20 protein-coding genes are annotated in these 26,177 nt (G+C 66.2%); 8 read left to right on the top strand and 12 right to left on the bottom strand.

Translation table 11 applies throughout. The features are described from left to right. Positions 1 to 122: 122 nt before the first annotated feature. The gene (locus NOM55_RS10580) at positions 123 to 1,994 is read left to right on the top strand and encodes a methyl-accepting chemotaxis protein (RefSeq protein ID WP_238377249.1); all 1,872 of its coding nucleotides are present in this window, start codon (positions 123 to 125) and stop codon (positions 1,992 to 1,994) included. A gap of 63 nt (positions 1,995 to 2,057) precedes the next feature. Next, entirely contained in the window at positions 2,058 to 2,996 is a 939-nt protein-coding gene (gene mmuM / locus NOM55_RS10585; RefSeq protein ID WP_255908543.1) for a homocysteine S-methyltransferase, read from the top strand. 58 nt (positions 2,997 to 3,054) lie between these two features. On the opposite strand, the gene NOM55_RS10590 is transcribed toward mmuM, so the two are convergent. After that, the gene (locus NOM55_RS10590; protein WP_255908544.1) at positions 3,055 to 3,657 is read right to left on the bottom strand and encodes a LysE family translocator; all 603 of its coding nucleotides are present in this window, start codon (positions 3,655 to 3,657) and stop codon (positions 3,055 to 3,057) included. 116 nt (positions 3,658 to 3,773) lie between these two features. Between NOM55_RS10590 and NOM55_RS10595 the strand changes: the two genes are divergently transcribed. After that, positions 3,774 to 4,649 (top strand): LysR family transcriptional regulator, encoded by an 876-nt coding sequence (locus NOM55_RS10595; protein WP_255908545.1) that lies wholly within the window; start codon positions 3,774 to 3,776, stop codon positions 4,647 to 4,649. Between the two features lie 159 nt (positions 4,650 to 4,808). Next, positions 4,809 to 5,444, top strand: a complete 636-nt coding sequence (locus NOM55_RS10600; protein WP_120811320.1) for a YitT family protein — start codon at positions 4,809 to 4,811, stop codon at positions 5,442 to 5,444. 289 nt (positions 5,445 to 5,733) lie between these two features. On the opposite strand, the gene NOM55_RS10605 is transcribed toward NOM55_RS10600, so the two are convergent. After that, entirely contained in the window at positions 5,734 to 6,987 is a 1,254-nt protein-coding gene (locus tag NOM55_RS10605; RefSeq protein ID WP_255908546.1) for an MFS transporter, read from the bottom strand. 96 nt (positions 6,988 to 7,083) lie between these two features. Between NOM55_RS10605 and NOM55_RS10610 the strand changes: the two genes are divergently transcribed. Next, complete coding sequence (locus NOM55_RS10610; protein WP_255908547.1) at positions 7,084 to 7,983, top strand: LysR family transcriptional regulator; 900 nt, start codon at positions 7,084 to 7,086, stop codon at positions 7,981 to 7,983. A 249-nt stretch (positions 7,984 to 8,232) separates the two neighbouring features. Continuing rightward, the gene (locus NOM55_RS10615; protein WP_053068055.1) at positions 8,233 to 9,822 is read left to right on the top strand and encodes a response regulator; all 1,590 of its coding nucleotides are present in this window, start codon (positions 8,233 to 8,235) and stop codon (positions 9,820 to 9,822) included. 67 nt (positions 9,823 to 9,889) lie between these two features. Here the strand turns inward: NOM55_RS10615 and dbpA are convergent, their stop codons facing one another. The 9 genes from dbpA to rsxA all read right to left on the bottom strand — a co-directional run bounded on the left by dbpA (position 9,890) and on the right by rsxA (position 19,228). Continuing rightward, positions 9,890 to 11,272 carry an ATP-dependent RNA helicase DbpA gene (gene dbpA / locus NOM55_RS10620; RefSeq protein ID WP_255908548.1) on the bottom strand — a complete coding sequence of 461 codons (1,383 nt, stop codon included), beginning with the start codon at positions 11,270 to 11,272 and terminating at the stop codon, positions 9,890 to 9,892. A 238-nt stretch (positions 11,273 to 11,510) separates the two neighbouring features. Beyond that, positions 11,511 to 12,989 (bottom strand): DegQ family serine endoprotease, encoded by a 1,479-nt coding sequence (locus NOM55_RS10625; protein WP_255908549.1) that lies wholly within the window; start codon positions 12,987 to 12,989, stop codon positions 11,511 to 11,513. Positions 12,990 to 13,060: 71 nt separating this feature from the next. Further along, complete coding sequence (nth, locus tag NOM55_RS10630; protein ID WP_255908550.1) at positions 13,061 to 13,693, bottom strand: endonuclease III; 633 nt, start codon at positions 13,691 to 13,693, stop codon at positions 13,061 to 13,063. Beyond that, complete coding sequence (locus tag NOM55_RS10635) at positions 13,690 to 14,412, bottom strand: electron transport complex subunit E (protein ID WP_255908551.1); 723 nt, start codon at positions 14,410 to 14,412, stop codon at positions 13,690 to 13,692. The genes nth and NOM55_RS10635 overlap by 4 nt, the downstream gene beginning before the upstream one ends. After that, positions 14,409 to 15,038 carry an RnfABCDGE type electron transport complex subunit G gene (locus NOM55_RS10640; RefSeq protein WP_255908552.1) on the bottom strand — a complete coding sequence of 210 codons (630 nt, stop codon included), beginning with the start codon at positions 15,036 to 15,038 and terminating at the stop codon, positions 14,409 to 14,411. Before NOM55_RS10640 ends, NOM55_RS10635 begins: the two co-directional genes overlap by 4 nt. Beyond that, complete coding sequence (locus tag NOM55_RS10645; RefSeq protein ID WP_120811332.1) at positions 15,038 to 16,039, bottom strand: RnfABCDGE type electron transport complex subunit D; 1,002 nt, start codon at positions 16,037 to 16,039, stop codon at positions 15,038 to 15,040. Before NOM55_RS10645 ends, NOM55_RS10640 begins: the two co-directional genes overlap by 1 nt. Then, positions 16,036 to 18,078 (bottom strand): electron transport complex subunit RsxC, encoded by a 2,043-nt coding sequence (rsxC, locus tag NOM55_RS10650; RefSeq protein WP_255908553.1) that lies wholly within the window; start codon positions 18,076 to 18,078, stop codon positions 16,036 to 16,038. The genes NOM55_RS10645 and rsxC overlap by 4 nt, the downstream gene beginning before the upstream one ends. After that, complete coding sequence (gene rsxB / locus NOM55_RS10655; RefSeq protein ID WP_255908554.1) at positions 18,075 to 18,650, bottom strand: electron transport complex subunit RsxB; 576 nt, start codon at positions 18,648 to 18,650, stop codon at positions 18,075 to 18,077. The genes rsxC and rsxB overlap by 4 nt, the downstream gene beginning before the upstream one ends. Further along, the gene (rsxA, locus tag NOM55_RS10660) at positions 18,647 to 19,228 is read right to left on the bottom strand and encodes an electron transport complex subunit RsxA (protein ID WP_255908556.1); all 582 of its coding nucleotides are present in this window, start codon (positions 19,226 to 19,228) and stop codon (positions 18,647 to 18,649) included. Before rsxA ends, rsxB begins: the two co-directional genes overlap by 4 nt. A gap of 270 nt (positions 19,229 to 19,498) precedes the next feature. On the opposite strand from rsxA, the gene NOM55_RS10665 reads away from it, so the two are divergent. Further along, on the top strand, positions 19,499 to 21,532 hold the full coding sequence (locus NOM55_RS10665) for a Cache 3/Cache 2 fusion domain-containing protein (protein WP_255908557.1): 2,034 nt from the start codon (positions 19,499 to 19,501) through the stop codon (positions 21,530 to 21,532). Positions 21,533 to 21,783: 251 nt separating this feature from the next. After that, complete coding sequence (gene clpB / locus NOM55_RS10670; protein WP_255908558.1) at positions 21,784 to 24,360, top strand: ATP-dependent chaperone ClpB; 2,577 nt, start codon at positions 21,784 to 21,786, stop codon at positions 24,358 to 24,360. A gap of 81 nt (positions 24,361 to 24,441) precedes the next feature. Here clpB and ushA read toward each other — a convergent pair whose 3' ends face one another. Then, positions 24,442 to 26,076 (bottom strand): bifunctional UDP-sugar hydrolase/5'-nucleotidase UshA, encoded by a 1,635-nt coding sequence (gene ushA, locus NOM55_RS10675; protein ID WP_255908559.1) that lies wholly within the window; start codon positions 26,074 to 26,076, stop codon positions 24,442 to 24,444. Between the last annotated feature and the right edge of the window lie 101 nt (positions 26,077 to 26,177).

The following is a 26,177-nucleotide window of genomic DNA, read 5'->3' on the forward strand; positions in this document are numbered from 1 at the left end:
AAAATTCCGTTGTTAACGAAATGCCATGAAATGGCTTTGTGAATATAAACAAATAACCACAGGTGGGCTTAGTAGTACTATGCCGCACCATAACTTACAAAATTCAGTGGGGAATACACATCATGATGTCATTGCGTACTCGCCTGATGGCCTTCGTGCTGCTGGTACTGACGGTACTCGCGGTCATGTTCTGTGCCGTCGCGTACTGGAAAATGAGCGACGCCCTGTCCAGTGCCATCCGTAACGAAATCAATCAGGCCGCCAACAGCAAGGCGAGCTTTGTTGCCGAGTGGGTGTCCACCCGCCAGAAGATCGTCGCCTCGGCGCTGCCGCGCTTCGGTACCGGCGAATTGCAGCCGGTGCTGGACCAGGCGCGCGATGCCGGCGGTTTTGACGACATGTACATCGGTCAGCCGGACAAGACCATGACCCAGTTCACCGGTGCGCCGAAAGTACCGGAAGGCTACGACCCGACCGGGCGGCCATGGTATCTGGCGGCCAAGGATGCGACCGGCCCGATCGCGTCGCCGCCTTATATCGATGCCGCCACCAAGCGTCCGATCATCACCTTCGCCCAGGCACGCAAGGATGGCGGCCAGCTGGTGGCCGTGGCCGGTGGTGACGTGACGCTGCAGCGCGTGGTGGATGAAGTGGTTGCCGCCAAGCTGCCGGGTGACGGCTATGCCTTCCTGGTGACCGGCGACGGCACCGTGATTGCGCACCCGGAAAAAGAATCCGGCCTGAAAAAGATCGGCGAGGTGGTGGCCGGCTACGACATGAACGCGGTGAACAAGGATGGCCAGATCGTGGACGTGTCGATCAACGGTGACGCCACCCTGACCGCGCTGTATCCGGTGGGCAAGACCGGCTGGTTCCTCGGCGTGATGGTGCCGGTGGCCGCCGCAATGGCACCGGTGACACAGTTGCTGATGGTGATGGTAGGCCTGCTGGTGATCGGCCTGGTGGTGTCCGGCATCTTCGCCTACGTTGGCGTGGCGCGCATGCTGTCCGGCCTGTCGGTGCTGCGCAATGCGATGCGTGAAGTGGCCAGCGGCCACGGTGACCTGACCAAGACGCTGCCGGTCGGCAACCGTGACGAAGTCGGCCAGATTGCCGAAGCCTTCAACCAGTTCGTGGCCAAGCTGCGCGAGATGTTCCTCACCGTGCGCGACGAATCCGATTCGCTGGCGCGCGACGCTGCCGACCTGAACCGTGTGGCGGAGCAGATCGCCCAGGATTCGCGCGTGCAGTCGTCAGAGCTGTCGTCGACCGCCGCCACCATCGAACAGATCACCGTCAGCATCAACCACATTGCCGACCACGTTGGCGAAACCGAGGTGCTGGTGTCGCGTTCGCGTGACAACTCGCTGGATTCGCACCGCGCGATGGCGGAAGTGGCGCGCGAGGTGGAATCCATCGTCGGTGCGGTGTCGTCGCTGCAGGGCGTGATGTCCAACCTGTCCGGCCAGTCCGAGCAGATCAAGGGCATTGTCGGCGTGATCCGCGACATCGCCGACCAGACCAATATGCTGGCGCTGAATGCGGCGATCGAAGCGGCGCGTGCCGGCGAGCAGGGCCGCGGCTTTGCCGTGGTGGCCGACGAAGTGCGCAAGCTGGCCGAGCGTACCGCCAGCGCCACGGTGCAGATCGCCGAGCTGATCGATACCGTGATCCAGAAAACCGGCGAGGCGATCAACCATGCCGACGCCACCAACGCGAAAGTGGAAACCGGTGTCACCCTGTCGCGTGAAGCGGCCAGCAAGGTGGAGCTGATCAAGGGCAACGCCGAAGAGATCTCGACCCGCATGGGCGAAATCACTTCCTCCACCGCCGAGCAGGGCATCGCTACCAACGAAATGGCGCGTAGCGCCGAGCGTGTCAACTCGATGGCGCAGCAGACTGACAGCAGCCTGCAGGAAGCGCTGGCGACGATCCAGGTACTGGCCAGCCGCGGCGACCAGCTGAAGGCACTGGTATCGCAATTCCGTCTGTGATACATCTTGCATGCAGCAAGCCCCGGCCTGTGCCGGGGTTTTTCTTTTTGTGGAGTCTGTTCAATGTTTGCCAATCCTTTTGCCCGTTTTCAGGATGCCCCGCTGGTGCTGGATGGCGCGATGGCGTCCGAGCTGGAGCGTCGCGGTTGTGACCTGAATGACGCGTTGTGGTCGGCGCGGGTGCTGATCGAGCAGCCGGAGCTGATCCGCCAGGTGCATTTCGACTACTTCGCCGCCGGTGCCGATGTCGCCACCACCGCCAGCTACCAGGCGTCGTTCAGCGGCTTTGCCAAGCGCGGCCTGGACGAAGCCGCCGCCGCGGAACTGATGCAGCGCTCGGTGCAGCTGGCGCAGCAGGCGCGCGACGAGTTCTGGGCCGATGCGGCCAACCATGCCGGGCGCCAGAAGCCGCTGGTGGCGGCCTCGGTGGGTCCGTACGGCGCGATGCTGGCCGACGGTTCCGAATACCGTGGCGACTACGGCCGCAGCGAAACCGAGCTGATGGACTTCCATCGCCCGCGCATTGCCGCCTTGCTGGCCGCCGCGCCGGATCTGCTGGCGTGCGAGACCATTCCCTGCGCGGTGGAAGCGCGTGCCATCGCCCGCGTGCTGCAGCAGGACTTTCCGCAGGCAGCGGCATGGATCAGCTTCTCCTGCCGTGATGATGCCAACCTGAGCGACGGCACACCCTTGCTGGCGGCGGTGGCCGAGCTGGAAGCCTATCCGCAGATCGTGGCGGTGGGCGTCAATTGCACCGCGCCGCGCCATATCGTGCCGCTGCTGCAAACGTTGGCCGCACAGACCGGCAAGCGGCTGCTGACCTATCCCAACTCCGGCGAAGCCTACGACGCGGTGACCAAGACCTGGCACGGCAGCAGCGATCCTATGGCCTTTGCTGAGGCGGCACGACAGTGGCGGCTGGCCGGCGCCAGCTGCATCGGCGGCTGCTGCCGCACCTCGCCGGACGACATCCGCGCGCTGGCCGGCTGGCTGCGCGGCTAAGACTGTTCGGAGGCAAGCTCAGCCACGGCGACCTGCGGGTCGCCGTTTTTCATGGCATCTAATGCAGCAGCGGGCCGGCGGCGAGCAGGCTGCCCAGCGCCATCAGCAGCAGGCCGATGCCGCGGTTGAGCCACAGCTGCACGCCGAGCAGGCGCTGGCGCAAGCCGTCCTGCGCCAGCAGCACCGCTACCAGCGCGAACCACAGCACGTGCGCCAGCGACATGAACAGGCCGTAACCGAGCAGTACCGGCAGCGGCGTGCTGGCGGCGACGACCTGGGTGTAGGTGCTGATCACGAACAGCATGGTCTTGGGGTTGAGCGCATTGGTGAGGAAACCGTTGCGCAGCGCGCGGCCGTGGCTGTCCGGCGCCGCCGCCTCGTTGACGGCGCCGCTGCGGAAGGTACACCAGCCGACATACACCAGATAGCCGGCGCCCAGCACGCGCAGCAGCTGCAACAACAGCGGCGTCTGTTGCAACAGGCTGGCGCCGAGCAGGGTGTACATCACGTGCACCTGCACGCCGAGGCCGATGCCGAGCGCGGCGGCGAGGCCGGCGCGTTTGCCGTACAGCAGGCTGTTGCGGCTGATCATGGCGAAGTCGGCGCCGGGGCTGATCACGGCGAGCAGGGTAATGGTCATCACGGCAAACAGTTCAGTCATTGCGTATACTTTCGGTGAGTTTGGTGCTGGGTAAACGGATGACCGTCATTGTCACGCTTTGCCCTGGCAATGAATAACGATGGTTTTTGCCTGATTTACGTGAGAAAAACTAACCGATGAGCTTTGCCGCACTGCCGTCGCTGAACGCCTTGCGCGTGTTCGAGGCCGCTGCCCGTCACGGCAGCTTCGTGCGCGCGGCCGACGAGCTATGCGTGACGCACGGCGCGGTCAGCCGCCAGATCCGCCTGCTGGAAGAGCAGCTGGGCGTGGCGTTGTTCGAGCGCCGCAACCGTGCAGTCTTCCTCAGCGCCGCCGGCACCCGGCTGTTTGCTGCCTGCGGCGAGGCGCTGCACACCCTGCAGCAGGCGGTGACGCAACTGCAGCCGGACGCTACGCCGCCGCTGGCGGTGTCGTGCGAGCCGACGCTGGCGATGCGCTGGCTGATCCCGCGCCTGCCGCAGTTCCATGCGCTGCATCCCGATATCGAGGTCCATCTCAGCGCCGCCGGCGGCGCAGTGCGGCTGGAGAGTGGCCATGTCGAGCTGGCGATCCGGCGCGATGACTTCGCCCTGCCGGCACACTACTGCGTGCAAAGGTTGGCCGCAGAGCATGTCGGGCCGGTCTGTCGCGAACAGGCGGCCGCGGTGCGGCTGCATACCCGTTCGCGGCCGCAGGCGTGGCCGGAGTGGCAGCGCTTGCAGCCGGCGGCCGCGATGGCGCTGGCCGGCAGCCGCGAGTTCGAGCACTTCTACCTCAGCCTGCAGGCGGCGCTGGCCGGGCTGGGGGTGGCGATGGCGTCGCTGTTCATGGTGGCCGACGATCTGGCGGCGCAGACACTGCAGGCCCCGGCGGGCTTTGTCGCCGATGGCAGTCACTACGTGCTGCTGTCGCTGCAGCCGCTGGCGCAGGATGCGCGGCAGCAGGCGTTTGCCGCGTGGCTGGCGGACTGCATGCGGCAGACGCTGAGCTTGCATGCAAACAGGATAATCTGAGCGTGGTGGCTCGGCATTTATATTGCGCCGAATTAATGGTTATGCCGTTATGTGTGCAAAATTTTGCCATTCACGGGTTTTTTGATCTGGATTCATTGCCTTCGGCGCACGGCTGGCTACAATCCGCGGCTGACATATTGCACTGCGGAATAATTCGAGATGACGAGCGCCAGCCACACCCTGTTGGATCCCGAAACCAACGACGTTTCCCATACCCTGCTGGAAGACATTCTGGCCATCCTGGTCGGCACCCTGCTGGTGGCCTTCGGCGTGGCGATGTTCAAGCAGGCCGGCCTGCTCACCGGCAGCACCGCCGGCATCGCCTTCCTGATCCACTACCAGAGCGGCATTCCGTTCGGGGTGGTGTTTTCGCTGATCAATGTGCCGTTCTACTGGCTGGCGGTGAAGCGCATGGGCTGGGCGTTCACCATCAAGACCTTTGTCGCGGTCAGCCTGCTGTCGCTGTTCTCCGGGCTGCACGCGCAGTTTGCCCATTTCGGGCCGCTGGACCCGTTCTACAGCGGCGTGGTCGGCGGCCTGATGATGGGCATGGGCTTTATCGCGCTGTTCCGCCACAAGGCCAGCCTCGGCGGCATCAACATCCTGGCGCTGTACCTGCAGGACCGCCACGGCATCCGTGCCGGCAAGCTGCAGCTAGGCGTCGATCTGCTGATCCTGCTGGCGTCGCTATTCATGGTCAGCGTGCCGGCCTTGCTCGGCTCCATCCTCGGCGCGCTGGCGCTAAACATGGTGATCGGCTTCAACCACCGTCCCGACCGCTATATCGCGATGTAAGCCGCAGAAGCCATTCACGATCGGCTGCGCCTGTGTGATCCTGCGTTGCAATTGGCCAAAAAATGCTCATTGACACCACGTCAACTGCGCTTTTTTGGCCAATTTCGCCTTGTCTGACTTTGGCTCGCGAGATCGTGAGCCGCTTCTTAGAGCCTGTTCAGAGTCTCGCGAGCTAGAGCGAGACAAGGCGAAAACGACTGAGGAAGCGGAGTTTACATGGGGTAAATGAGCATTCCGAAGTCGTTTTCAACGCCGTATCGCCGAAGCGCAGCAGACATTGAACAGGTTCTTAGGTGCCGGGCAGCGGCGGCAGCCGGCGCAGGTGCAGCGCGATGGCCAGTGCCGCCAGCAGCAACAGGCTGAGGCAGGCGGCCACGCCCGGCCAGCGGTGCGATTCCCACAGCACGCCGGACAGCGTGCCCATCACGCTGGAGCCGGCGTAGTAGGCGGTCAGGTAGCATGCCGACGCTAGCGCCCGTGCCTGTAGCGCGCGGCGCCCGACCCAGCTGCTGGCCACCGAGTGCGCGCCGAAAAAGCCGAAGGTGAACAGTGCGACGCCGCCGACCACCAGCCACAGCTGCTGCGGCAGCGTCAGCAGCAAGCCGGCCGCCATCACCACGATCATCAGCCACAGCACATTGCGCCGCCCGAGGCGGTCGGCGAGGGTGCCGGCCCACGCCGACGACCAGATCCCCACCACGTACAGCAGGAACACCAGGCCGATCTGGCTCTGGCTGAGGCCGAACGGCGCCTGCAGCAGGCGGTAGCCGAGGTAGTTGTACAGGCTGACGAAGCAGCCCATCAGCAAAAAGGCGGACAGGAACAGCCACGGCAGGCCGGCATCGGCAAAATGACGACGACCGTTGTGCCACAGCTGCGCCAGACTGCCGCGAGCCGGCTGGAAGTGGCGCGATGGTGGCAGCTGCTTCCACACCAGTGCCGCCGCCAGCAGCCCGATGCCGCCCAGCACTGCCAGCGCCAGCCGCCAGCCGGCGACATCGGCCAGCAGCGCCGCCAGATAGCGGCCGCTCATGCCGCCCAGCGCATTGCCGGCGATATACAGCCCCAGCGCCTTGCCCAGCGAGCTGGCTTCCACTTCCTCGCTCAGGTACGCCATCGCCACCGCCGGCAGGCCGGCCAGCACCATGCCGAAGGCGGCGCGCGACCAGACCAGCGCGCCAAAGCCCTGCGTCAGCGTTGCGGCCAACGTCAGCAGCGCCCCGACCAGCAGGGCGGCCACCATCAGCGGCTTGCGCCCGAGGCGGTCGGCCAGCAGGCTGGCCGGGATCAGCATCAGCGCCATCGACAGCGTACCGGCAGAGAGCACGGTACTGGCGTGGGCGGCGCCGCTGCCGAATTCGGCCGAGAACAGCGGCAGCAGTGGCTGCACGCCATAGAGCATGGCGAAGGTGGCAAAGCCGGCGCAGAACAGCGCCCAGCCGGTACGGCGGTAGGCGGCGGAGCCGGTGACCAGCTTGCCGCCGGCGGGCGCGGTCGGCGGGACGGGGCAGGGAGACGGCAGGGGGGCGCAATAGCTGGTCATGGCAAGGTACCGGGCAGAAGACAGGCTGATGCTAGGCTTGGCCAATCTGGCAGTCCAATATATATTTCAGTAGTTATTCATATCTAAAAGCGATTAATGGAACTGCGCCATCTGCGTTATTTCGTCACCGTGGCCGAAGAGTTGCACTTCACCCGTGCCGCCGAACGCTTGCACATCGGCCAGCCGCCGCTCAGCCAGCAAATCCAGGCATTGGAGGCGGAGCTGGGGGTGCAGCTGTTCCAGCGCAGCAAGCGGCGGGTGCTGCTGACCACGGCCGGCGAACGGCTGCTGTTGCGGGCGCGGCGCCTGCTGGCCGATGCCGAGGCCGCCGCCGAGGAAGCGCGCCGTGCCGGTCGCGGCGAGGTCGGCGAGCTGCGCATCGCGTTCACCTCGTCGATGCCGCTGGCCGGCGTGCTGCCGGACAGCCTGCGCCACTATCGCGAACGCTATCCGGCGGTCAGCCTCAAGCTGGAAGAAATGTTCAGCGGCGACCAGTACCTGGCGTTGCAGCAGCAGCGGCTGGATGTCGGCTTCGTGCGCTACAACGGCGACGAGGTGGTGCCTGGCATCCACCGCCGCGAGCTGCGCCGCGACCGGCTGTGCGTGGTGATCCGCCGCGACCATCCGCTGGCGGCGCGCGCCCGGCTGGCGTTTGCCGAGCTGCGCGACGAGGGCTTCATCGTTTACCCGCCGGGGGTGTCCACCGGGCTGCCGGCGCTGATCCGGCAGCTGGCGCAGGCGGCCGGCTTTCAGCCGCGTATCGCGCAGACCTCCGGCGAGGCGATGACGCAGATCGCGCTGGTCGCCGCCGGGCTGGGCATTGCCATCCTGCCGTCGCCGCTGGCCTGCGTGCAGCTGGACGGGGTCTGCTACATCCCGCTCACCGACGCCGCCGCCTACCTGTCGATGGCGGTGGCGACCCGCGAGCAGGAATCGTCGCCGCTGGTGGCGGCGTTTCTGGACGTGCTGCCAACGTTGGCCGCAATCGCGTCGTAGCGGGTGCTGCGGGTGAAAAATGGCACCGTAGCGCTGCCGGGCGCAGTGATCTGCGCCACGTTGCCGCCCCGGCGCGGCGGCCGTGCCGCGTGCGGCTTGATCCACGGCAACACTGGCCGGCAGCGGGGTTCGCAACTATGGTAGTAACACCGGCTTTGCTGTATTTTTAGCCTCACCCCGCGTGTGGTTGCAGCACTGGAGCAGGCCGTTTCGGCGGCAGATAACGATAAGAAAAACAAAGGAGGGCGTGTGAACACGTTCGATGAAAGCACCACGGTGCTGATTATTGAGGATTCGCATACCGTGCGGCAGTCGCTGCGCGCGATGCTGGCCCAGGTTGGCATCGCCCGTTCCGAGGCGGCGGTCAATGCCGCCGACGGTTTGCAGCGGATACGGCGCAAGCAGTTCGACGTCGTGCTGTGCGACTACAACCTGGGCGACGGCATGAGCGGGCAGGAGCTGCTTGAGCTGCTGCGCCGCAGCAATGCCTATCCGCTGACCTCGGTGTGGATCATGATCACCGGCGAGCGCAAGTACGAGCGCGTGGTCGCCGCCGCCGAAGTGGCGCCGGACGACTACATCCTGAAGCCGTTTTCCAGCCAGACCCTGTTCGACCGCCTGCGCCTAGCGCTGCAGCGCAAGCTGTTCCTGCGCCCGGCCCACCTCAAGCTGCTGGCCGGCGAGGTGTCGCAGGCGCTGCTGATCCTGCGCCAGCTGGAGAGCATCGCCGAAAACAATGTGCAGGTGATGGACGTGCTGCGGCTGATGGCGGAGACCTATATGCTCAACGACCAGTTCAGCGAGGCGCGGCAGGTGTACGAGAAGATCCTGGCGATGAAGGCGATCCCGTGGGCGAAGATGGGCATGGTGCGCATCCTGAAGGAACAGGACGACATCGAGCAGAGCACGGTCATCCTCAACGAGATCATCGCCGACGCCCCCAACTACACCGATGCCTACGACGCGCTGGCACAGAACCTGACCCACGGCGGCCAGTTCCAGGAGGCGCTGTCGATCCTGGAAAAGGCGGTGGCGCTGTCGCCGCGCAACTTCCAGCGCCTGTGCGCCTGTGGCGAGACGGCGCTGAACGTCGGCGACCCGCTGAAGGCGGCCACCTACCTGGAAAAGGCGGTGCTGATCGGGCGCAACAACAGCGCCTTCGGCCCCGGGGTGATGGTCGACCTGCTGCAGGCCTACAGCGAGGGCGAGCAGCTGGAGAAGATGGACCGCCTGTCGCAGGAGCTGGGCGGCCTGCTCAAGGGCGAGGCCGACCAGTTCCTGCTGCTGGTTTGTCGCGCGCTGTCGACGCTGGGGCGCAAGCGCTATACCGATGCCATGGCGTTGCTGCGTCAGGCGGCGGCCTTTCTGCTGCTGCCGCAAACCGGTTGGCGCGACGCCACCCGCTTCATCGAGGCGGTGGCCCGCCTGCCGCAGGACATCGACGGCTACTGTGCCGGGGAATGGCTGCAGCAGCTGGCCTTGCGCTTCGTGAAGAACCACCAGGACGTCACGCTGATGACCGCGCTGTCGCGTGACAACCAGGTGATGATCGCGGCGATCGAGGCGGCGCACACCACGCTGCAGGCGGCCAACGATCAGGCGGTGGCGATGGCGAAGAACGGTCAGAAACAGCAGGCGGCACTGATGCTGTACGGCGTGGCGACGCAGACCCGCAACGACCGTCTCGGCATGAACGCCTGTTCGCTGCTGCTGCAGGACAGTGCGCCGGAGAGCCTGGACAAGGTGCTGCAGCTGATGAAATGGCTGCCGCAGGACCACGAACGGGTGCAGGGCTTCAACGCCATCCTGTCCAAGCGCGAGATACTGTCCGAAGGCTGAGCCGGCGGCAGGTCACGAAAAAGCCCGGATCGGTGATCCGGGCTTTTGCATGCGGCGGGGTGGTGGTTTAGCTGACGAAGCGCATCTTGTAGCTCTTGGCCTTGATCTTGCCAACCGACAGCCGTTCCATCGCCTGCTGCGCGATGCCGCGTTCCAGCGCGACGAAGGTGCAGAACTCGAACACCATGATCTTGCCGACCTGGCTGCCGGCAATGCCGCCTTCGCCGGTCAGCGCGCCGAGGATGTCGCCCGGGCGCAGCTTGTCACGCTTGCCGCCGCCGATTTCCAGCGTCAGCATCGGTGGCAGCAGCGGGCCGCCGGGTGCCGGCTTCAGCTCGCTGACTTCACCCCAGATCAGCGGCGCCTTCTGGTATTCCTCTACCGCCGAGGCGCGGCGCGCGTCGCTGGGGCTGACCAGGGTCAGCGCCAGGCCGTGCTTGTCGCCACGGCCGGTGCGGCCGATGCGGTGGATGTGGATTTCCGGATCGTGCGCCACGTCGACGTTGATCACCAGATCCAGGTCCTTGATGTCCAGGCCGCGGGCGGCGACGTCGGTGGCGACCAGCACAGTGGTGCTCTTGTTGGCAAAGCGCGCCAGGATCTGGTCGCGGTCGCGCTGTTCCAGTTCGCCGTACAGCGCCAGCGCGGAGAAGCCGGCCTGCTCCAGTTCGGCTACCAGCTCCTTGCAGCGCAGCTTGGTGTTGCAGAACGCCAGCGCCGAGCTGGGGCGCACGCTTTGCAGCGCGCGCGCGACCACGTCCAGACGCTGCTCGGGGTCGATCTCGTAAAACCACTGTTCGATCTTGCTGTCGTCGTGCAGCGATTCCACCTTCACCTGCTGCGGGTTCTTCATGAACTGCTCGGCCAGCTTGCGGATATTGTCCGGGTAGGTGGCGGAGAACATCAGCGTCTGGCGCTGGCGCGGGCAGGCGCGCACGATGCCGACGATTTCCTCGATGAAGCCCATGTCCACCATGCGGTCGGCTTCGTCCAGCACCAGCGTTTTCACGCCGCTGAGGTTCAGCGATTCGCGGAACAGGTGATCCTGCAACCGGCCGGGGGTGCCGACCACGATGTGGGCACCGTGCTCCAGCGACGCGCGTTGCGGCGCCATCGGCGTGCCGCCGCACAGGGTGATGACCTTGATGTTGTCGATGGCGCGCGCCAGGCGGCGGATTTCCTGCGCCACCTGGTCGGCCAGTTCGCGCGTTGGGCACAGTACCAGTGCCTGCACGCCGAACCAGCGTGGATTCAGGCTGTTGATCAGGCCCAGTGCGAACGCCGCCGTCTTGCCGCTGCCGGTCTTGGCTTGCGCGATCACGTCACGGCCATCGAGGATGGCGGGCAGGCTCTCGGCCTGGATCGGCGTCATGCTGTGGTAGCCGAGGCTATCCAGATTGGAGAGCAGGTTTTGCGGCAGGGAGAGCGAGGAGAATTTGGCTTTGTTCACAATGACTTGGCGTTGATTAATCAGCAAGGGGCGGAGTGTAGCAGCAAGGGCGGCTGCGGCCAACCTTTCAGCGGTGGCGGGTGGTAAATCAGTGGTTTGGCGCGGACGGTGATGACCGGCTTGTTGTGTGGAGTTGTCTGGCTGGCCGGCGGATAAATAGGGGGGGCGCCGGTGCCAGATGCGAACAACCCCGCCGTAGCGGGGTTGTGCACGATGACGGCAAGGTTGGCCGCACGCGTCAGTTCAGGCGCAGCGGCACGTACAGCGTGCTGTCCTGGCGGCGTACCAGCAGCGCGATATTGCCCTTGGCGTTTTGCAGCGCGCGTTCGAAGCTGCGGATGTTGCTGATCTCCATCTGGTTCAGGCCGATGATCACGTCACCGTTCTGCAGCCCGGCCTGCGCCGACACGCCCTGTGCCTGCTGGATCACCAGCCCGCCGCGCACGCCCAGTGCTTCCTTGTCTTCCGCGCTCAGCTCGGACAGGGTCAGCCCCAGCTGGTCGAAGCGGTAGCTCTGCGGCAGTGCCGGGCTGTTGTTGCCCTGTGGCGTGGCCAGCTGTTCGCCCGGCAGCTCGATCAGGGTGGCGTCGATATTGCGCTCGCTGCCCTTGCGCCACACGCCCAGCTTGATGGTGGCGCCCGGCGGCTGGTCGCCGACCATGCGCGGCAGGTCGCGCGAGTTCTCCACCACCTGGCCGTTGAGGCGCAGGATGATGTCGCCCACCAGCAGGCCGGCCTTGCTGGCCGGGCCTTGCGGCTCGACACGCACTACCAGCGCCCCGCGCGGGCGGTCAAGACCGAAGGACTGTGCCAGCTCTTTCGATACTTCCTGGATGTGCACGCCCAGCTGGCCGCGGCTGACCTTGCCGCTGGTCTTCAGCTGGTCGGCCACCTTCATCGCCAGGTCGATCGGGATCGCGAACGAGATGCCCATGAAACCGCCGGAGCGGCTGTAGATCTGCGAGTTGATGCCGACCACTTCGCCCTTCAGGTTGAACAGCGGGCCGCCGGAGTTGCCGGGGTTGATTGCCACATCGGTCTGGATGAAGGGTACATAGCTCTCGTCCGGCAGGCTGCGGCCCTTGGCCGACACGATGCCGGCGGTGACGGTGTTCTCGAAGCCGAACGGCGCGCCAATGGCGGCCACCCATTCGCCGACTTTCAGCGCGTCCGGAGTGCCGATCTTGACGGTCGGCAGGTTGGCCGCGTCGATCTTCAGCACCGCCACGTCGGTGCGCTTGTCGAGGCCGATCAGGCGCGCACGCATTTCACGCTTGTCGGTGAGCATCACCTTGATCTGGCTGCTGCCGCTGACCACGTGGGCATTGGTGAGGATGTAGCCGTCCTGGCTGAACACGAAGCCGGAGCCGAAGGACACGCTGTCCTGCGCCGGCGCCGGATCCTGCTGCGCGTTCGGCGGCATGAAGCGGCGGAAGAATTCGTACAGCGGATCGTCTTCCGGCACCGGAATCGGCAGCTCGCTCTGGCGCGGGGTGCTGTCGGCGCGGCTGGCCTGGATGTTGACCACGGACGGGCCTTCGCGCTCCACCAGCAGGGTGAAGTCGGGCAGCAGCATGGCGACCTGGCCGTTTGCCTGCGCCGGAATGGCGACGGTGGAAACCGGCTTTTCGTCTTTGAACAGGCCTTCGATCTTGCCGCAGCCACCCAGGGTAGCGGCGATGGCGGCCACGATGAGCAGCCTTGTGTACGGATTCACCTCGGTATTCCTTTTAATGGTGTACTTTGCAGATGAGGTTTTGTCGCAAAACTTCAACTGGCAGGGAACTATCATAGCGGTTTTGCCGGATATTCGCAGAGGTCCGCGATGATGCAGCGCCAGCACTCCGGCTTGCGTGCCTTGCAAACGTAGCGGCCGTGCAGGATCAGCCAGTGGTGGGCGTCGAGCCGGTATTCGGCCGGGATCAGCCGCACCAGCTTGTCCTCCACCTCGCGCACGTCCTTGCCGGGGGCGAGGCGGGTGCGGTTGGCGACGCGGAAAATGTGGGTGTCGACGGCGATGGTTGGCTGGCCGAAGGCGGTGTTGAGCACCACGTTGGCGGTCTTGCGGCCAACCCCGGGCAGCGCCTCCAGCGCCTCGCGCTGCTGCGGCACCTCGCCGCCGTGCTGTTCCAGCAGGATACGGCAGGTGGCGATGGTGTTCTTCGCCTTGGTGCGGTACAGGCCGATGGTCTTGATGTACTCCTCCAGCCCTTCCACACCCATCGCCAGCATCTTGTCCGGTGTCGGCGCCACCGGGAACAGCAGCCGGGTGGCCTTGTTGACACCGACGTCGGTGGCCTGTGCCGACAGCAGCACGGCAATCAGCAGCTGGAACGGCGTCGCGTACTCCAGCTCGGTGGTGGGGTGCGGGTTCTGCGCCTGCAGGCGGGCAAAGATCTCGGCGCGGATGGCTTTGTTCATTCGGTACTCGCTACGCTTGAAGTCGGGGATGCCGTATGGCTGGCACGCCGGGTGGCGCTGCGGCGGGCGCGTTCGTCCAGCCAGTTCTTGGCGGCGATCAGCAGCGCGAGGCCGATGAAGCCGCCCGGCGGCAGCATCGCCAGCAGGAACTGGTAGTTGGCCTCGGCCGGCACCAGGTGCAGCACCAGCGCGTGGCCGGCGTCACCCAGCAGCAGGTGTGCGCCGTCAAACAGCGTGCCCTTGCCCAGTGCCTCGCGCAGCCCGCCGAGCAGCAGCAGCACCAGCGTCAGCCCCAGCCCCATCATCAGGCCGTCCAGCGCCGCCGCGCGCACGCTGTTGCGCGAGGCAAACGCCTCGGCCCGCGCCAGCACGATGCAGTTGGTGGTGATCAGCGGAATGAAAATGCCGAGCACCAGATACAGGCCGTGCAGCCAGGCGTTCATCGCCAGATCGACGCAGGTCACCAGCGTGGCGATGATGATGATGAACACCGGATTGCGGATGTCGTTGGGGATCCACTGCCGCGCGGCTGCCACCGCGCTGCCGGAGAGGGTGGTCACCAGCGTGGTGGCCAGCCCCAGCGCCAGCGCGTTGACGGCGGTGTTGCTGATCGCCAGCACCGGGCACAGCCCCAGCAGTTGCACGAGGCCAGGGTTCTGTTTCCACAGTGCGTTGTGGCAGATGTCGCGCCAGCGGCTGGCGCTTGCGGGTGTGGTCATGGCGTGTCCCGGGGCAGCAAGGTGGCGCGGTAGTGGTGGAAGGCGGCCACGGTGCGGCCAACCGCGGCGGTGACGGCACGGGCGGAAACGGTGGCGCCGCTGACGTAGTCGAAGTCGCCGCCGTCCTTGCGCACGCGCCACGCCGGCCGGTTGGCCGCACCCTTGCCGCCGAACTGGCGCGCCCATTCGCTGCGCGCGAGGTCGATGTAATCGCCAAGGCCGGGGGTTTCCTGGTGCTTGACCACCCGTACCGCGTGCACGCTGCCATCCGGCAGCAGGCCGATCAGCAGGCGGATGCGGCCGCTGTAGCCGTCCGGCGCCACGTTTTCAAACACCATGCCGCTGACGCGGCCCTGGCGGCGCGCGGTATAGAACGCCAGCGCTTCAGGGCTGCCGAACGCCTGCTGGATGGCCGGTGGCAGCGGCTGGCGACTGGCGGGCAGCACGTTGTCGAAACTGGCCGCGGGCAGTGTCTGCGCCAGCAGCGCACTCTGCGCCGCCATCTCGTTGGCGGCGACGATGCGGTGGGTGGCCAGCCAGGTGCCGCCCAGCAGCAGCGTGGCGGTGGCGGCGAAACCGGCCAGGATCAGCGCGCTGCGTTGTGCCTGTTGCCACGGGCGGCGCATCAGGAACGCCCCTTGCGATGGCCGAACACGGCGGGGCGCGTGTACTGGTCCAGCAGCGGCACCGTCATGTTCATCAGCAGCACGGCAAAGGCGATGCCATCCGGGAAGTTGCCGAACACGCGGATGACGTAGGTCAACAGACCGACGCCAAAGCCGAAGATCAGCCGTCCCTTGGGTGTGCTGGCGCCGGACACCGGATCGGTGACGATGAAGGCCGCCGCCAGCAGGGTGCCGCCTTGCAGCAGGTGCAGCAGCGGCGATGCGTACTGTGCCGGCTGCCACAGCCATAGCGGCAGCGCCAGCGTCAGCAGCCCGGCCAGCATCGCCACTGGCGTCTGCCACGGGATCAGCTTCTGCCGCCACAGCCACAGGCCGCCTACCAGCCAGCCCAGCGCGATCAGCCCCTGCGCCGACGATTGCGGCAACAGCCCGGCCAGCGCCTGGCCCTGGCGCAGCCCGGTCTTGAGCACGTCCAGCGGCGTGGCGCTGCTGATCGCGTCCGGCACGCTGCCGGGCGCCAGCGTGTGCAGGAAGATCCACTGCCACTGCGCGGTGGCGTCCAGCGGCAGCTGCGGGCTGCCCCATTGCGCCATCTGCGCCGGGAACGACACCACCATCAGCGCGAAGCCGGCCATCGCCGGATTGAACGGATTGTTGCCGAGGCCGCCGTACAGCTGCTTGGCGACGATGATGGCGAACAGGGTGGCGACCACGATCATCCACCAGCCACCCAGCGGCGGCAGCGACAGCGCCAGCAGCCAGGCGGTGACGATGGCGGACAGGTCTTTCAGCGCCGGCCACACCGGCACGCCGCGCAGGCGCAGCATGGCGGCCTCGGCGCCCAGTGCGGTGAGGCTGGCCAGCAGCAGTTGCAGCAGTATGCCGATGCCGTTGCAGTAGACGGACAGGGCGATGCCGGGCAGCAGCGCGGCGAGGACTTTCAGCATCACCGTGGAGACGGTGGCCGGTTTGGCGATATGGGTCGAGTGGATGGCGGTCATGAGTCGGGTTGCTGGTTGGCCCGGGCTTGATCGGCGGCAGCCTTGCGCGCGGCGGCACGGGCCATCGCGGCGGCGATGGCCGCCTGCTTGGCGTCGTCGAGCCCGCTGCTCTGCGGTGTCGGGGAAGGTGGCTGGCCGCTGGCGGCCTTGGCCTCGTCGGCGGCACTCTTGCGCGCGGCGGCACGGGCCATTGCGGCGGCAATCGCTGCCTGCTTGGCGTCGTCGAGCCCGCTGCTCTGCGGTGGTGGGGAAGGTGGCTGGCCTCCGGCGGCCTTGGCGTCGTCGTCGGCGGCCTTGCGTGCGGCGGCACGGGCCATCGCGGCGGCGATTGCCGCCTGCTTGGCGTCGTCGAGCCCGCTGCTCTGCGGTGGCGAGGCAGGTGGCTGACCGCTGGCGGCCTTGGCTTCGTCGGCGGCGTTCTTGCGTGCGGCGGCACGGGCCATTGCCGCGGCAATCGCCGCCTGCTTGGCGTCATTCAGGCCGCTGCTATGCTGTTCCGGCAGTGGCGCCGCTTCGCGCTGCGCGGCGGCCCGTGCCATGGCGGCGGCGATGGCCGCCTGTTTCGGGTCGGCGGCGGGTGCAAGGTTGGCTGCAGCATTGTGGCTGGCCGCCTGGCGTGCAGCGGCCTGGGCCGCCTTGTCGGCGAGGCGTTGCGCCTTTTCCGTCTTGTCGCGCTGCAGACGGAACTGGCGGAATTCGTGGCGCTGCCGCGCGAGGTTGGCGGCGTTCTTGTCGCGCTCGGCGGCCCAGATCTCGCTCTTGGCGAAACGGTAGTAGTCGACCAGCGGGATCTGGCTGGGGCAGACGTAGCTGCAGGCGCCGCACTCGATGCAGTCGAATAGCTGCCACTGTTGTGCCTTGTCGAAGTTCTTCGCCTTGGCGAACCAGAACAGGTCCATCGGCTGCAGCGATACCGGGCAGGCGTCGGCACAGTCGCCGCAGCGGATACAGGCCTGCGCCGGCGGCCGCGGCGGGAACAGCACCGGCGACTTGACGAGCAGGCAGTTGCCGGCCTTGGTCAGCCCGGCGGCAAGATCGGGCAGGGTGAAGCCCATCAGCGGGCCGCCCATCACCACCTCCTTGCTGTCGCGGTGTGGCTGCGCCAGCGCCAGCAGGCTGGCGAGCGGGGTGCCGATCAGTGCCTCGACGTTGGCCGCAGCGTCCACCGCACCGGTGAGGGTGACGATGCGGCTGATCAGCGGCTCGCCGTGCAGCACCGCGCGGCCGATGGCGTAGACGGTGGCGACGTTGAAGCACTGCACGCCGTGTTCGGTGGCGCGCACACCGTGCGGAATGGCCTTGCCGGTCAGCACGTGGATCAGCTGCTTGGCGCCACCGCTGGGGTATTTGGTTGGCACGGCCACCACGCGGTAGCCGTGCACGGCGGCGGCGGCCTGCATCGCGGCGATGGCTTGCGGCTTGTTGTCCTCGATGCCGATCAGCACCTGGCGCGCCTGCAGCGCGTGGCGGGTGACGGCGATGCCGTCGCAGATGGCGTCGGCGCGCTCGCGCATCAGGCGGTCGTCGCAGCTGATATAGGGTTCGCACTCGGCACCGTTGATGACCAGTGTCTCCAGTGGGCTGACGCCGAGCTTCAGGTGGCTGGGGAACACCGCGCCGCCGAGGCCGACGATGCCCATCTGTGCCAGGAAGTCGCGGATATCGGCGCCGCTGCGCTGCGCCCAGTCGTGCAGCGGCTGGCGCTCGATCCAGCGCTCCTCGCCGTCGCTGTCGAGGGTGATGCACAGTTCCGGCAGGCCGGACGGGTGGGCGAACGGTTGCGGCGCGATGGCGCTGACCACGCCGGAGGTCGGCGCGTGCACCGCGGCCGACAGGCGGCCGTCGGCGGTGGCGATCAGCTGGCCCTTGGCGACACGGTCGCCGACCGCGACGCAGGGGCGCGCGGCATTGCCCATGCTCTGGCGCAGCGCGACGTGCAGCTGCGGCGGCAGCGGCGCCTGGTGGATCGGTGTGGCGCTGGACTGCGCCTTGTTTTCCGGCGGGTGGATGCCGCCGGGAAAATCGAACAGCGGCATCATCGCGTGACCCCGCTGCTGACGTTCTTGATCGGGATGGTGGGGTAGCGCCACTTCCAGTTGGTGAGCTCGCTGCCCGGCGGGATCATGCGGATGCAGTCGACCGGGCACGGCGCCAGGCACAGCTCGCAGCCGGTGCACTCGCTGGCGATCACGGTGTGCATCTGCTTGGCGGCGCCGAGGATGGCGTCCACCGGGCAGGCCTGGATGCACAGGGTACAGCCGATGCAGGTGGCCTCGTCGATCAGCGCCACCGCTTTCGCTTTTGGCTGCGGCGCGCCCTCGCCGAACGGCTTGAACTCGACGCCGAGCAGCTCGGCCAGCTTGCGGATGCCGTCCTCGCCGCCGGGCGGGCACTTGTTGATGTCGTCGCTGCCGGCGGCCAGCGCCTCGGCGTAGGGGCGGCAGCCGGGGTGGCTGCACTGGCCGCACTGCGTCTGCGGCAGGATGGCGTCGATCTTGTCTACCAGCGGGTCGGCCTTGATGCGGAAGCGTACCGAGGCATAGCCGAGAATGGCGCCCAGCAGCAGCGCCAGCAGCAGCATCAGCGCTACCGCGATCAGCAGTTCGCTCATTGCACCAGCCCTCCGAAACCCATGAACGCGAGGCTCATCAGCCCGGCGGTGACCAGCGCGATCGCGGTGCCGCGAAACGGCAGCGGCACGTCGGCGCCTTCCAGTCGTTCGCGCATGGCACCGAACAGGATCAGGATCAGCGAGAAGCCGAGTGCGGAGCCGAGGCCGAACACCAGCGCCTCGGCAAAGCTGTGCTGTGCCTGCACATTGAGCAGCGGTACGCCCAGTACCGCACAGTTGGTGGTGATCAGCGGCAGGTAGATGCCCAGCGACTGGTACAGCACCGGGCTGGTCTTGTGGATCACCATTTCGGTGAACTGCACGATGGCGGCGATCACCACGATGAAGGACAGGGTGCGCAGGTACGCAAGATCGAGCGCGACCAGCAGCAGATTGATCAGGTGGCTGCTGCCGGAGGCCAGCGTCAGCACGAAGGCGGTGGCGGCACCCATGCCGATGGCGGCTTCCAGCTTTCTGGATACCCCCATGAACGGGCACAGCCCGAGCATGCGCACCAGTACCACGTTGTTGACGAGTACGGTGCTGACCAGCAGCAAAAAGTAGTGTTGCAAATCCATTCCGGGGCCCGGTAAGCGTTATCCGCGGATTATCCGTGTTCACCGGTGCCGCTTCAACCTTGATCTGGATAAAGCGGCAGCCGGTTTTTGCCACGGTGGAGCAAATCTTGCTTGTCCACGCCAACGCGACTGTGTCACTGTATGCCTGTATACAGTTGCCAAAGTGGCCGTCCGCAACACGGGCGGCCGTTTTCCGCCAGCGCGGCGCTACCCCGCCGCCGCCGGCGTGACGGTGAGATGCCGGAATAAAAAAACGATAAGGAAGCAAGGATGAAGCGTGCGATCAGCATCGGCACCCGTCTGGTCTGGGCCCAGGTGGCCCTGATGTCACTGTTGGTGGTCGCCCTGATGGTGCCGGCCTATCTGTTTTCGCAAAAACTGCTGTTCGAGCGCACCCAGGCGGTGCAGCAGCAGCTGATCCACCAGTCGGCCAATATGGCGGCCGGCTTCGACGACGCGCTGAAAATCTCCGCCCAGCAGTTCGAGCGCATGTTCATCGCCAGCTTCAGCGGCGCCTTTGCCGTGGCGGCCGAGGAGAAGGTCGATACCGGCGGCCAGCTGCTGCCGTCGCTGAAGGTGGGCGGGGTGCTGCTCAACAACAATCACGACCTCGCCGGCGAGTTCGCGGTGCGCAGCGGCAACCCGGCCTCGGTGCTGGTCAAGGACGGCGACGACTTCTACCGGGTGTCGACTTCGCTGCTGACCGCCGACGGCCGCCGCGCGGTCGGCAGCAAACTGGAGCGCAGCAGCCCGGTGTATGAGCGGCTGAGCCGCGGCATGCCGTTCCAGGGCAAGGTGGTGATGTTCGACAAGGAATACGTGGTCAGCTACAGCCCGCTGAAAAACGAGAACGACCAGGTGATCGGCGCCACCTCGGTGGCGCTCAGCGCCAGCGAGGGCGTCGGCGGCCTGCTGGCACGGCTGTCCAAGGTCAAGCTGGGTCAATCCGGCCATATCGTCATCATCGGCGCCGACAAGAACAGCAGCGAATTCGGTCGCTTCGTGCTGCACCCGAAACTGACCGGTCGCACCATCGACAAGGACGTCGATGCCGGCGGTCAACCTTACCTGGCCGCGATGCTGAGCCAGGCCAGCGGCAGCCGCACCGTGCGCAAGCTGGACGACAACGGCAAGCCGGCCGAGCACATGCTGACCTGGCAGCGCTTTGACGCCTGGGGCTGGGTGATTGTCAGCGACGAGCTGACCGCCGAGCTGCAACGCGACAACAACATCCTGCTGCAGGGCCTGATCGGCGGCTGTCTGTTGCTGGTGGTGCTGCTGTCGCTGTCGCTGTGGCTGCTCACCGGCCGGCTGGTGGCCCGGCCGGTGCGGCTGCTGGTCAAGGCTGTCGGCGAGGTGCGCGACAGCAGCGACCTGACCCGCCGCCTCGATATCCCGCGCCGCGACGAAATCGGCGAGGTGGCCGGCGCGCTCAACAACCTGCTGGAGAGCTTCCGCCAGTCGCTGAACCGCACCCGCGCCCACGCCGAGGAGCTGGAAGCCGCCGCGCACGAGCTGGCCGGCAAGGCGGAAACCGCCGCCGTGGCCGCTGGTGAACAGCGCGACAGCGCCGGCGTGATGGACAGTCATGCCCGCCAGCTCAATGATGGCGTGCATCGCATCGAACACGTCGCCGGCGAGGCCAGCCGCGCCGCGCGCGCGTCCAGCGACGCCGCCAGCCAGGGTAGCCAGAGCCTGGTGGCGGCGGTGGACGAGGTCAACCGCATTGCCAACACCCTCGGCGCCGCTGAAGGCAGCCTGCACAGCCTGGAAGGCAGCGCCAGCCAGATCACCAACATCATCAAGGTGATCCGCGACATCGCCGACCAGACCAATCTGCTGGCGTTGAATGCCGCGATCGAGGCTGCACGCGCCGGCGAATTCGGCCGCGGCTTTGCCGTGGTCGCCGACGAGGTGCGCAAGCTGGCAGAGCGCACCAGCCAGTCGACGCAGGAAATCGGCGGCATGATCGGCGCCATGCAGCAGGCGACGCTGGCGGCGGTGGATGCGATGCGGCAGTCGGTGACGCTGGCCGCCAACGGCGCGGCGATCACCGGCGAGGCTCGCCACGCCATCGACAGCATTCTCGACGCCTCGCGCGAAACGATGGCGGTGGTGTCGCGCATCCATCAGCAGCTTGGCGAGCAGCGGCAGAGCGTGGAGGAAATCGCGGCGCAGGTGGCGACGGTGGCGTCGCAGGCGCAGGTCGGCAGCGAGGCGGCGCAGCGTTCGTCCGAGACGGCGCAGCACATGACCGGCCTGGCTGATGCGCTGCGCGACGAGGTCAGCGTGTTCCGTACCTGATGCCGGATCGCTTGCGGCCAACGTTGGCCGCAACGCGCCAGGCCCGTGTTCTGCCGAGAGGCGGACACGGGCTTCTTGCTTTTTGCCGGCTGCCGCCGTCATTTGGGCTATGGTGGTACAAGCTGGTCAGCATTGCGGTGGCGCGATCGCTGCGCCGCTTGACTACGGACAAAAACGCTGCGGGTGCCGCTTGAAAAGCCATGCGTGATGCCCAAGTTTGTCATCATCAAACTGCAAGCAAGGAGCCTGTGATGCGTTTCGACAAACTCACCACCAAATTCCAGCAAGCGCTGGGCGATTCCCAGAGCCTGGCACTGGCCGGCGACAATGCCTATATCGAGCCGCAGCACCTGCTGCTGGCGATGCTGGACGACGCCGACAGCGGCATCGTCAGCCTGCTGGCCCGTGCCGGCGTCAATGTCAGCGCGCTGAAAGGCAGCCTGCGCGACGCGGTGGCGCGCCTGCCGAAGGTCAGCGGCACCGGTGGCGAGGTCACTGTGTCGCGCGACCTGACCAACCTGCTGAACCTCGCCGACAAGGCGGCGATGAAGCGCGGCGACCAGTTCATCGCCAGCGAGCTGTTCCTGCTGGTGCTGGCCGAGGACAAGGGCGAGACCGGCCGCCTGTTGAAGCAGCACGGCGGTAACAGCGCGGCGATTCACGCCGCGGTGGAGGCGGTGCGCGGCGGCGACGCGGTCAACAGTGCCGATGCCGAAGAGCAGCGCGAGGCGCTGAAAAAGTACACGCTGGACCTGACCGAGCGCGCGCGGCAGGGCAAGCTGGACCCGGTGATCGGCCGTGACGACGAGATCCGCCGCGCCATCCAGGTGCTGCAGCGCCGCACCAAGAACAACCCGGTGCTGATCGGCGAACCGGGCGTGGGCAAGACGGCCATCGTCGAGGGCCTGGCACAGCGCATCGTCAACGGCGAGGTGCCGGAAAGCCTGAAACACAAGAAACTGCTGGTGCTGGACATGGCCGGGCTGATCGCCGGCGCCAAGTTCCGCGGCGAGTTCGAGGAGCGGCTGAAGGCGGTGCTCAGCGACATCGCCAAGGACGAGGGCAGCATCATCCTGTTCATCGACGAGATCCACACCATGGTCGGCGCCGGCAAGGCCGAGGGCGCGATGGACGCCGGCAATATGCTGAAGCCGGCGCTGGCGCGCGGCGAGCTGCACTGCCTCGGCGCCACCACGCTGGACGAGTACCGGAAATATATCGAGAAGGATGCCGCGCTGGAGCGCCGCTTCCAGAAAGTGCTGGTTGACGAGCCGACGGTGGAAGACACCATCGCCATCCTGCGCGGGCTGCAGGAAAAGTACGAGATTCACCACGGCGTGGACATCACCGACCCGGCCATCGTCGCCGCCGCCGAGCTGTCGCACCGCTACATTACTGACCGTTTCCTGCCGGACAAGGCCATCGACCTGATCGACGAGGCCGCGTCCAAGATCAAGATGGAGCTGGACTCCAAACCGGAGGAAATGGACAAGCTCGATCGCCGCCTGATCCAGCTGAAGATCGAGCGCGAGGCGGTGAAGCGCGAAACCGACGAAGCGTCGAAGAAACGCCTGCAGCTGATCGAGGAAGAAATCGGTGGCCTGTCGCGCGAGTACGCCGACCTGGAAGAAATCTGGAAGGCCGAGAAAGCCAGCCAGCAGGGTAGCCAGTCGATCAAGGAAGAGATCGAGCGCCTGAAGGTGGAAATGGACGAACTCAAGCGCAAGGGCGACTGGCAGAAGCTGGCCGAGCTGCAGTACGGCAAACTGCCGCAACTGGAAGGTCGGCTGAAGGATGCCGAAGCCGCCAGCAGCGGCGACAGCAAGCCCAACCGTCTGCTGCGCACCCAGGTCGGTGCCGAGGAAATCGCCGAGGTAATCTCGCGCATGACCGGCATTCCGGTATCCAAGATGCTGACCGGCGAGCGCGAGAAGCTGCTGCACATGGAAGAGGTGCTGCACCAGCGCGTGGTGGGCCAGGACGAGGCGGTGACCGTGGTCGCCGACGCCATCCGCCGCTCGCGCTCCGGCCTCGCCGACCCGAACCGTCCGTATGGCTCCTTCCTGTTCCTCGGCCCGACCGGCGTCGGCAAGACCGAGCTGTGCAAGGCGCTGGCCGGCTTCCTGTTCGACAGCGAGGAGCACCTGATCCGCGTCGACATGTCGGAGTACATGGAGAAGCACTCGGTTGCCCGCCTGATCGGCGCGCCACCGGGCTATGTCGGCTACGAGGAGGGCGGCATGCTCACCGAGCAGGTGCGCCGCAAGCCGTACAGCGTGATCCTGCTCGACGAGGTGGAAAAGGCGCACCCGGACGTGTTCAACGTGCTGCTGCAGGTACTGGACGACGGCCGTCTGACCGACGGTCAGGGTCGTACCGTGGATTTCAAGAACACGGTGATCGTGATGACCTCCAATATGGGCAGCCAGCACATCCAGGCCATGGCCAGCGACGACTACCAGGTAGTAAAACTGGCGGTGCTGGCGGAAGTGAAGTCACATTTCCGTCCGGAATTCGTCAACCGTATCGATGAACTGGTGGTGTTCCATGCCTTGGCGGAAGCGCAGATCAAGTCCATCGCCCGCATCCAGCTGAAGCGGCTGGAACAGCGCCTGGCCAAGCTGGAGCTGAACCTGCAGGTGAGCGAGGAGGCGCTGAGCCTGATCGCGGACGCCGGTTTCGACCCGGTATACGGCGCGCGGCCGCTGAAACGGGCGATCCAGAGCGAGATCGAGAACCCGCTGGCCAAGGCGATCCTGGCCGGGCACTACCTGCCGAAGGCGACGGTGATGGTGGATGTGCGCGGCGGGCAGCTGGTGTTCGACTAAGCCGGCGAGCGCTTGACGCGGTATTGAGCAAGGTTGGCCGCAAGCCTGTTTGGCTTGCGGCCAACCTTTTTTCGTTGCTGCTTAACGGCGGATCACGCTATTGCCCGGCTCGAAATTGCTGCTGCGGATCGGGCTTTGCGCGCTGATGTAGGCCTTCAGCATGTCGGCATCGACAAAGCCGGTGTCGACAAAGCCGGGTTTGCCGGCGAGGCGCGGGTAGCCGTCGCCGCCGGCGGCCATGAAGCTGTTGATCGCCATGCGGTAGCGCCTGGTCGGGTCGATGGGCTGGCCGCCGATGCTGGCCTGTTTCACTTCACCGTTCTCGATCAGCAGTTGCACGCCGGCGAACTGGGCGAAGGCACCGGCGCCGGCGCTCATTTTCGCGGCGGCGGCGAGGTAGTCCAGCGCTTCCTTGCCGCTGAAGTCGATGAAGGTGAGGGTGCTGCCGAACGGGAACACCTTCAGCACGTCCTTGTAGCTGATCCGGCCGGCCGGCAGCGAGTCACGAATGCCTCCGGAGTTGACCACCGCAAAGTCGGCGCGGGCCTTGTCCATCATCGCCAGCGCGGTAAACACGCCGAGACTGGTCGGCTCCTTGCGTACCTGGCTGCGGTCACCGTTGAGCTTGCCGTCGCTGCTGCCCACTTCCACGCTCAGCGCCGCCTGGCCCTTGTCCTGATACGGCTTGAGGAAGCTCAGCAGCGCAGGGTTCTCGGCGATTTCGGCGGTGTACGGCACTTTCTGGCTGCTGCCGTCGGCGCGCTTGACCGTCTGTTTCAGGTTCACCGGCAGCAGCTGGTATTGCAGCAGCGTCAGCTCGCCGTTGCGGTACTGGAAATCGGCGCGGCCAACGTACTTGCCCCATTCGTGCGCCTGCACGATCCAGGCACCGTTCTGGCGATCCGGCGCGCAGGGCTGACCGGGGACGTAGGCATCGTTGCGCACGTTCTCGGCCTGCATGCACACCGGGTTCTGGCTGTGGCCGCCGACGATGAGGTCGAAGCCTTTCACCGAGCGCGCCATCTCCACATCACCCGCGGCATTCACGCCGTGGACGCCGTTGGTGTAATGGCCCATGTGGGTGGCGGCGATCACGATATTGGCGCGCGCCTTCAGCTCCGGCATCAGCGCGGCGGCTTCAGCGGCCGGCTGGCGGAATTCCACGCCCTTGACGTTGTCGGGGCTGACCAGCTTCCAGGTGTCGTCGGTGGTCAGGCCCATCACCGCCACCTTGACGCCGCCGAGATTGAAGATCTGGTAAGGCTGGAACAGGCGCTGTCCGTCCTTGTAGACGTTGGCCGCCAGCATCGGGAAGTTTATCCAGCGCTGCTGCTTCTGCAGTACCGCCAGCGGCTTGTCGAACTCGTGGTTGCCGACCGCCATCGCGTCGTAGCCCAGCCGGTTCATGCCCTTGAAGTCCGGCTCGGCGTCCTGCAGGTCGGATTCCGGTACCCCGGTGTTGACGTCGCCGCCGTCCAGCAACAGGCTATAGCCGCCCTGGGTCTTGACCTCGGCGCGGATGCCGTCGATCAGCGTCTTGCGTGCGGCCATGCCGTACTCGCCGTCGCTGTTTTTCCAGAAACGGCCGTGGTGATCGTTGGTGTGCAGGATGGTGATGCGGTAGGTCTTGTCCGGCGGGTAGCCGCCCAGGCTGCTGCAACCGCTGATGCCCAGTGCCAGCAGCGACAGGCCGATGGTGGTGATGCGTGCCTTCATCTCGTTAACCCCTCAGTAAACGCGTGATGACGAAAAAATGGCAGGACATCGAGTCCTGCCATGCTTTGCATCATTAACTTAGCGCATCTGCGGGGATCATG

This window comes from Vogesella sp. AC12 (assembly GCF_024437575.1).
Lineage (GTDB): Bacteria > Pseudomonadota > Gammaproteobacteria > Burkholderiales > Chromobacteriaceae > Vogesella > Vogesella indigofera.

What these genes read in the sequence shown, in the direction of transcription:
- NOM55_RS10580 (WP_238377249.1), top strand. Translation starts at nt 123, where the DNA reads ATGATGTCATTGCGTACTCGCCTGATGGCCTTCGTGCTGCTGGTACTG.
- mmuM (WP_255908543.1), top strand. Translation starts at nt 2,058, where the DNA reads ATGTTTGCCAATCCTTTTGCCCGTTTTCAGGATGCCCCGCTGGTGCTG.
- NOM55_RS10590 (WP_255908544.1), bottom strand. Translation starts at nt 3,657, where the DNA reads ATGACTGAACTGTTTGCCGTGATGACCATTACCCTGCTCGCCGTGATC.
- NOM55_RS10595 (WP_255908545.1), top strand. Translation starts at nt 3,774, where the DNA reads ATGAGCTTTGCCGCACTGCCGTCGCTGAACGCCTTGCGCGTGTTCGAG.
- NOM55_RS10600 (WP_120811320.1), top strand. Translation starts at nt 4,809, where the DNA reads ATGACGAGCGCCAGCCACACCCTGTTGGATCCCGAAACCAACGACGTT.
- NOM55_RS10605 (WP_255908546.1), bottom strand. Translation starts at nt 6,987, where the DNA reads ATGACCAGCTATTGCGCCCCCCTGCCGTCTCCCTGCCCCGTCCCGCCG.
- NOM55_RS10610 (WP_255908547.1), top strand. Translation starts at nt 7,084, where the DNA reads ATGGAACTGCGCCATCTGCGTTATTTCGTCACCGTGGCCGAAGAGTTG.
- nth (WP_255908550.1), bottom strand. Translation starts at nt 13,693, where the DNA reads ATGAACAAAGCCATCCGCGCCGAGATCTTTGCCCGCCTGCAGGCGCAG.
- NOM55_RS10635 (WP_255908551.1), bottom strand. Translation starts at nt 14,412, where the DNA reads ATGACCACACCCGCAAGCGCCAGCCGCTGGCGCGACATCTGCCACAAC.
- NOM55_RS10640 (WP_255908552.1), bottom strand. Translation starts at nt 15,038, where the DNA reads ATGCGCCGCCCGTGGCAACAGGCACAACGCAGCGCGCTGATCCTGGCC.
- NOM55_RS10645 (WP_120811332.1), bottom strand. Translation starts at nt 16,039, where the DNA reads ATGACCGCCATCCACTCGACCCATATCGCCAAACCGGCCACCGTCTCC.
- rsxC (WP_255908553.1), bottom strand. Translation starts at nt 18,078, where the DNA reads ATGATGCCGCTGTTCGATTTTCCCGGCGGCATCCACCCGCCGGAAAAC.
- rsxB (WP_255908554.1), bottom strand. Translation starts at nt 18,650, where the DNA reads ATGAGCGAACTGCTGATCGCGGTAGCGCTGATGCTGCTGCTGGCGCTG.
- rsxA (WP_255908556.1), bottom strand. Translation starts at nt 19,228, where the DNA reads ATGGATTTGCAACACTACTTTTTGCTGCTGGTCAGCACCGTACTCGTC.
- NOM55_RS10665 (WP_255908557.1), top strand. Translation starts at nt 19,499, where the DNA reads ATGAAGCGTGCGATCAGCATCGGCACCCGTCTGGTCTGGGCCCAGGTG.
- clpB (WP_255908558.1), top strand. Translation starts at nt 21,784, where the DNA reads ATGCGTTTCGACAAACTCACCACCAAATTCCAGCAAGCGCTGGGCGAT.
- ushA (WP_255908559.1), bottom strand. Translation starts at nt 26,076, where the DNA reads ATGAAGGCACGCATCACCACCATCGGCCTGTCGCTGCTGGCACTGGGC.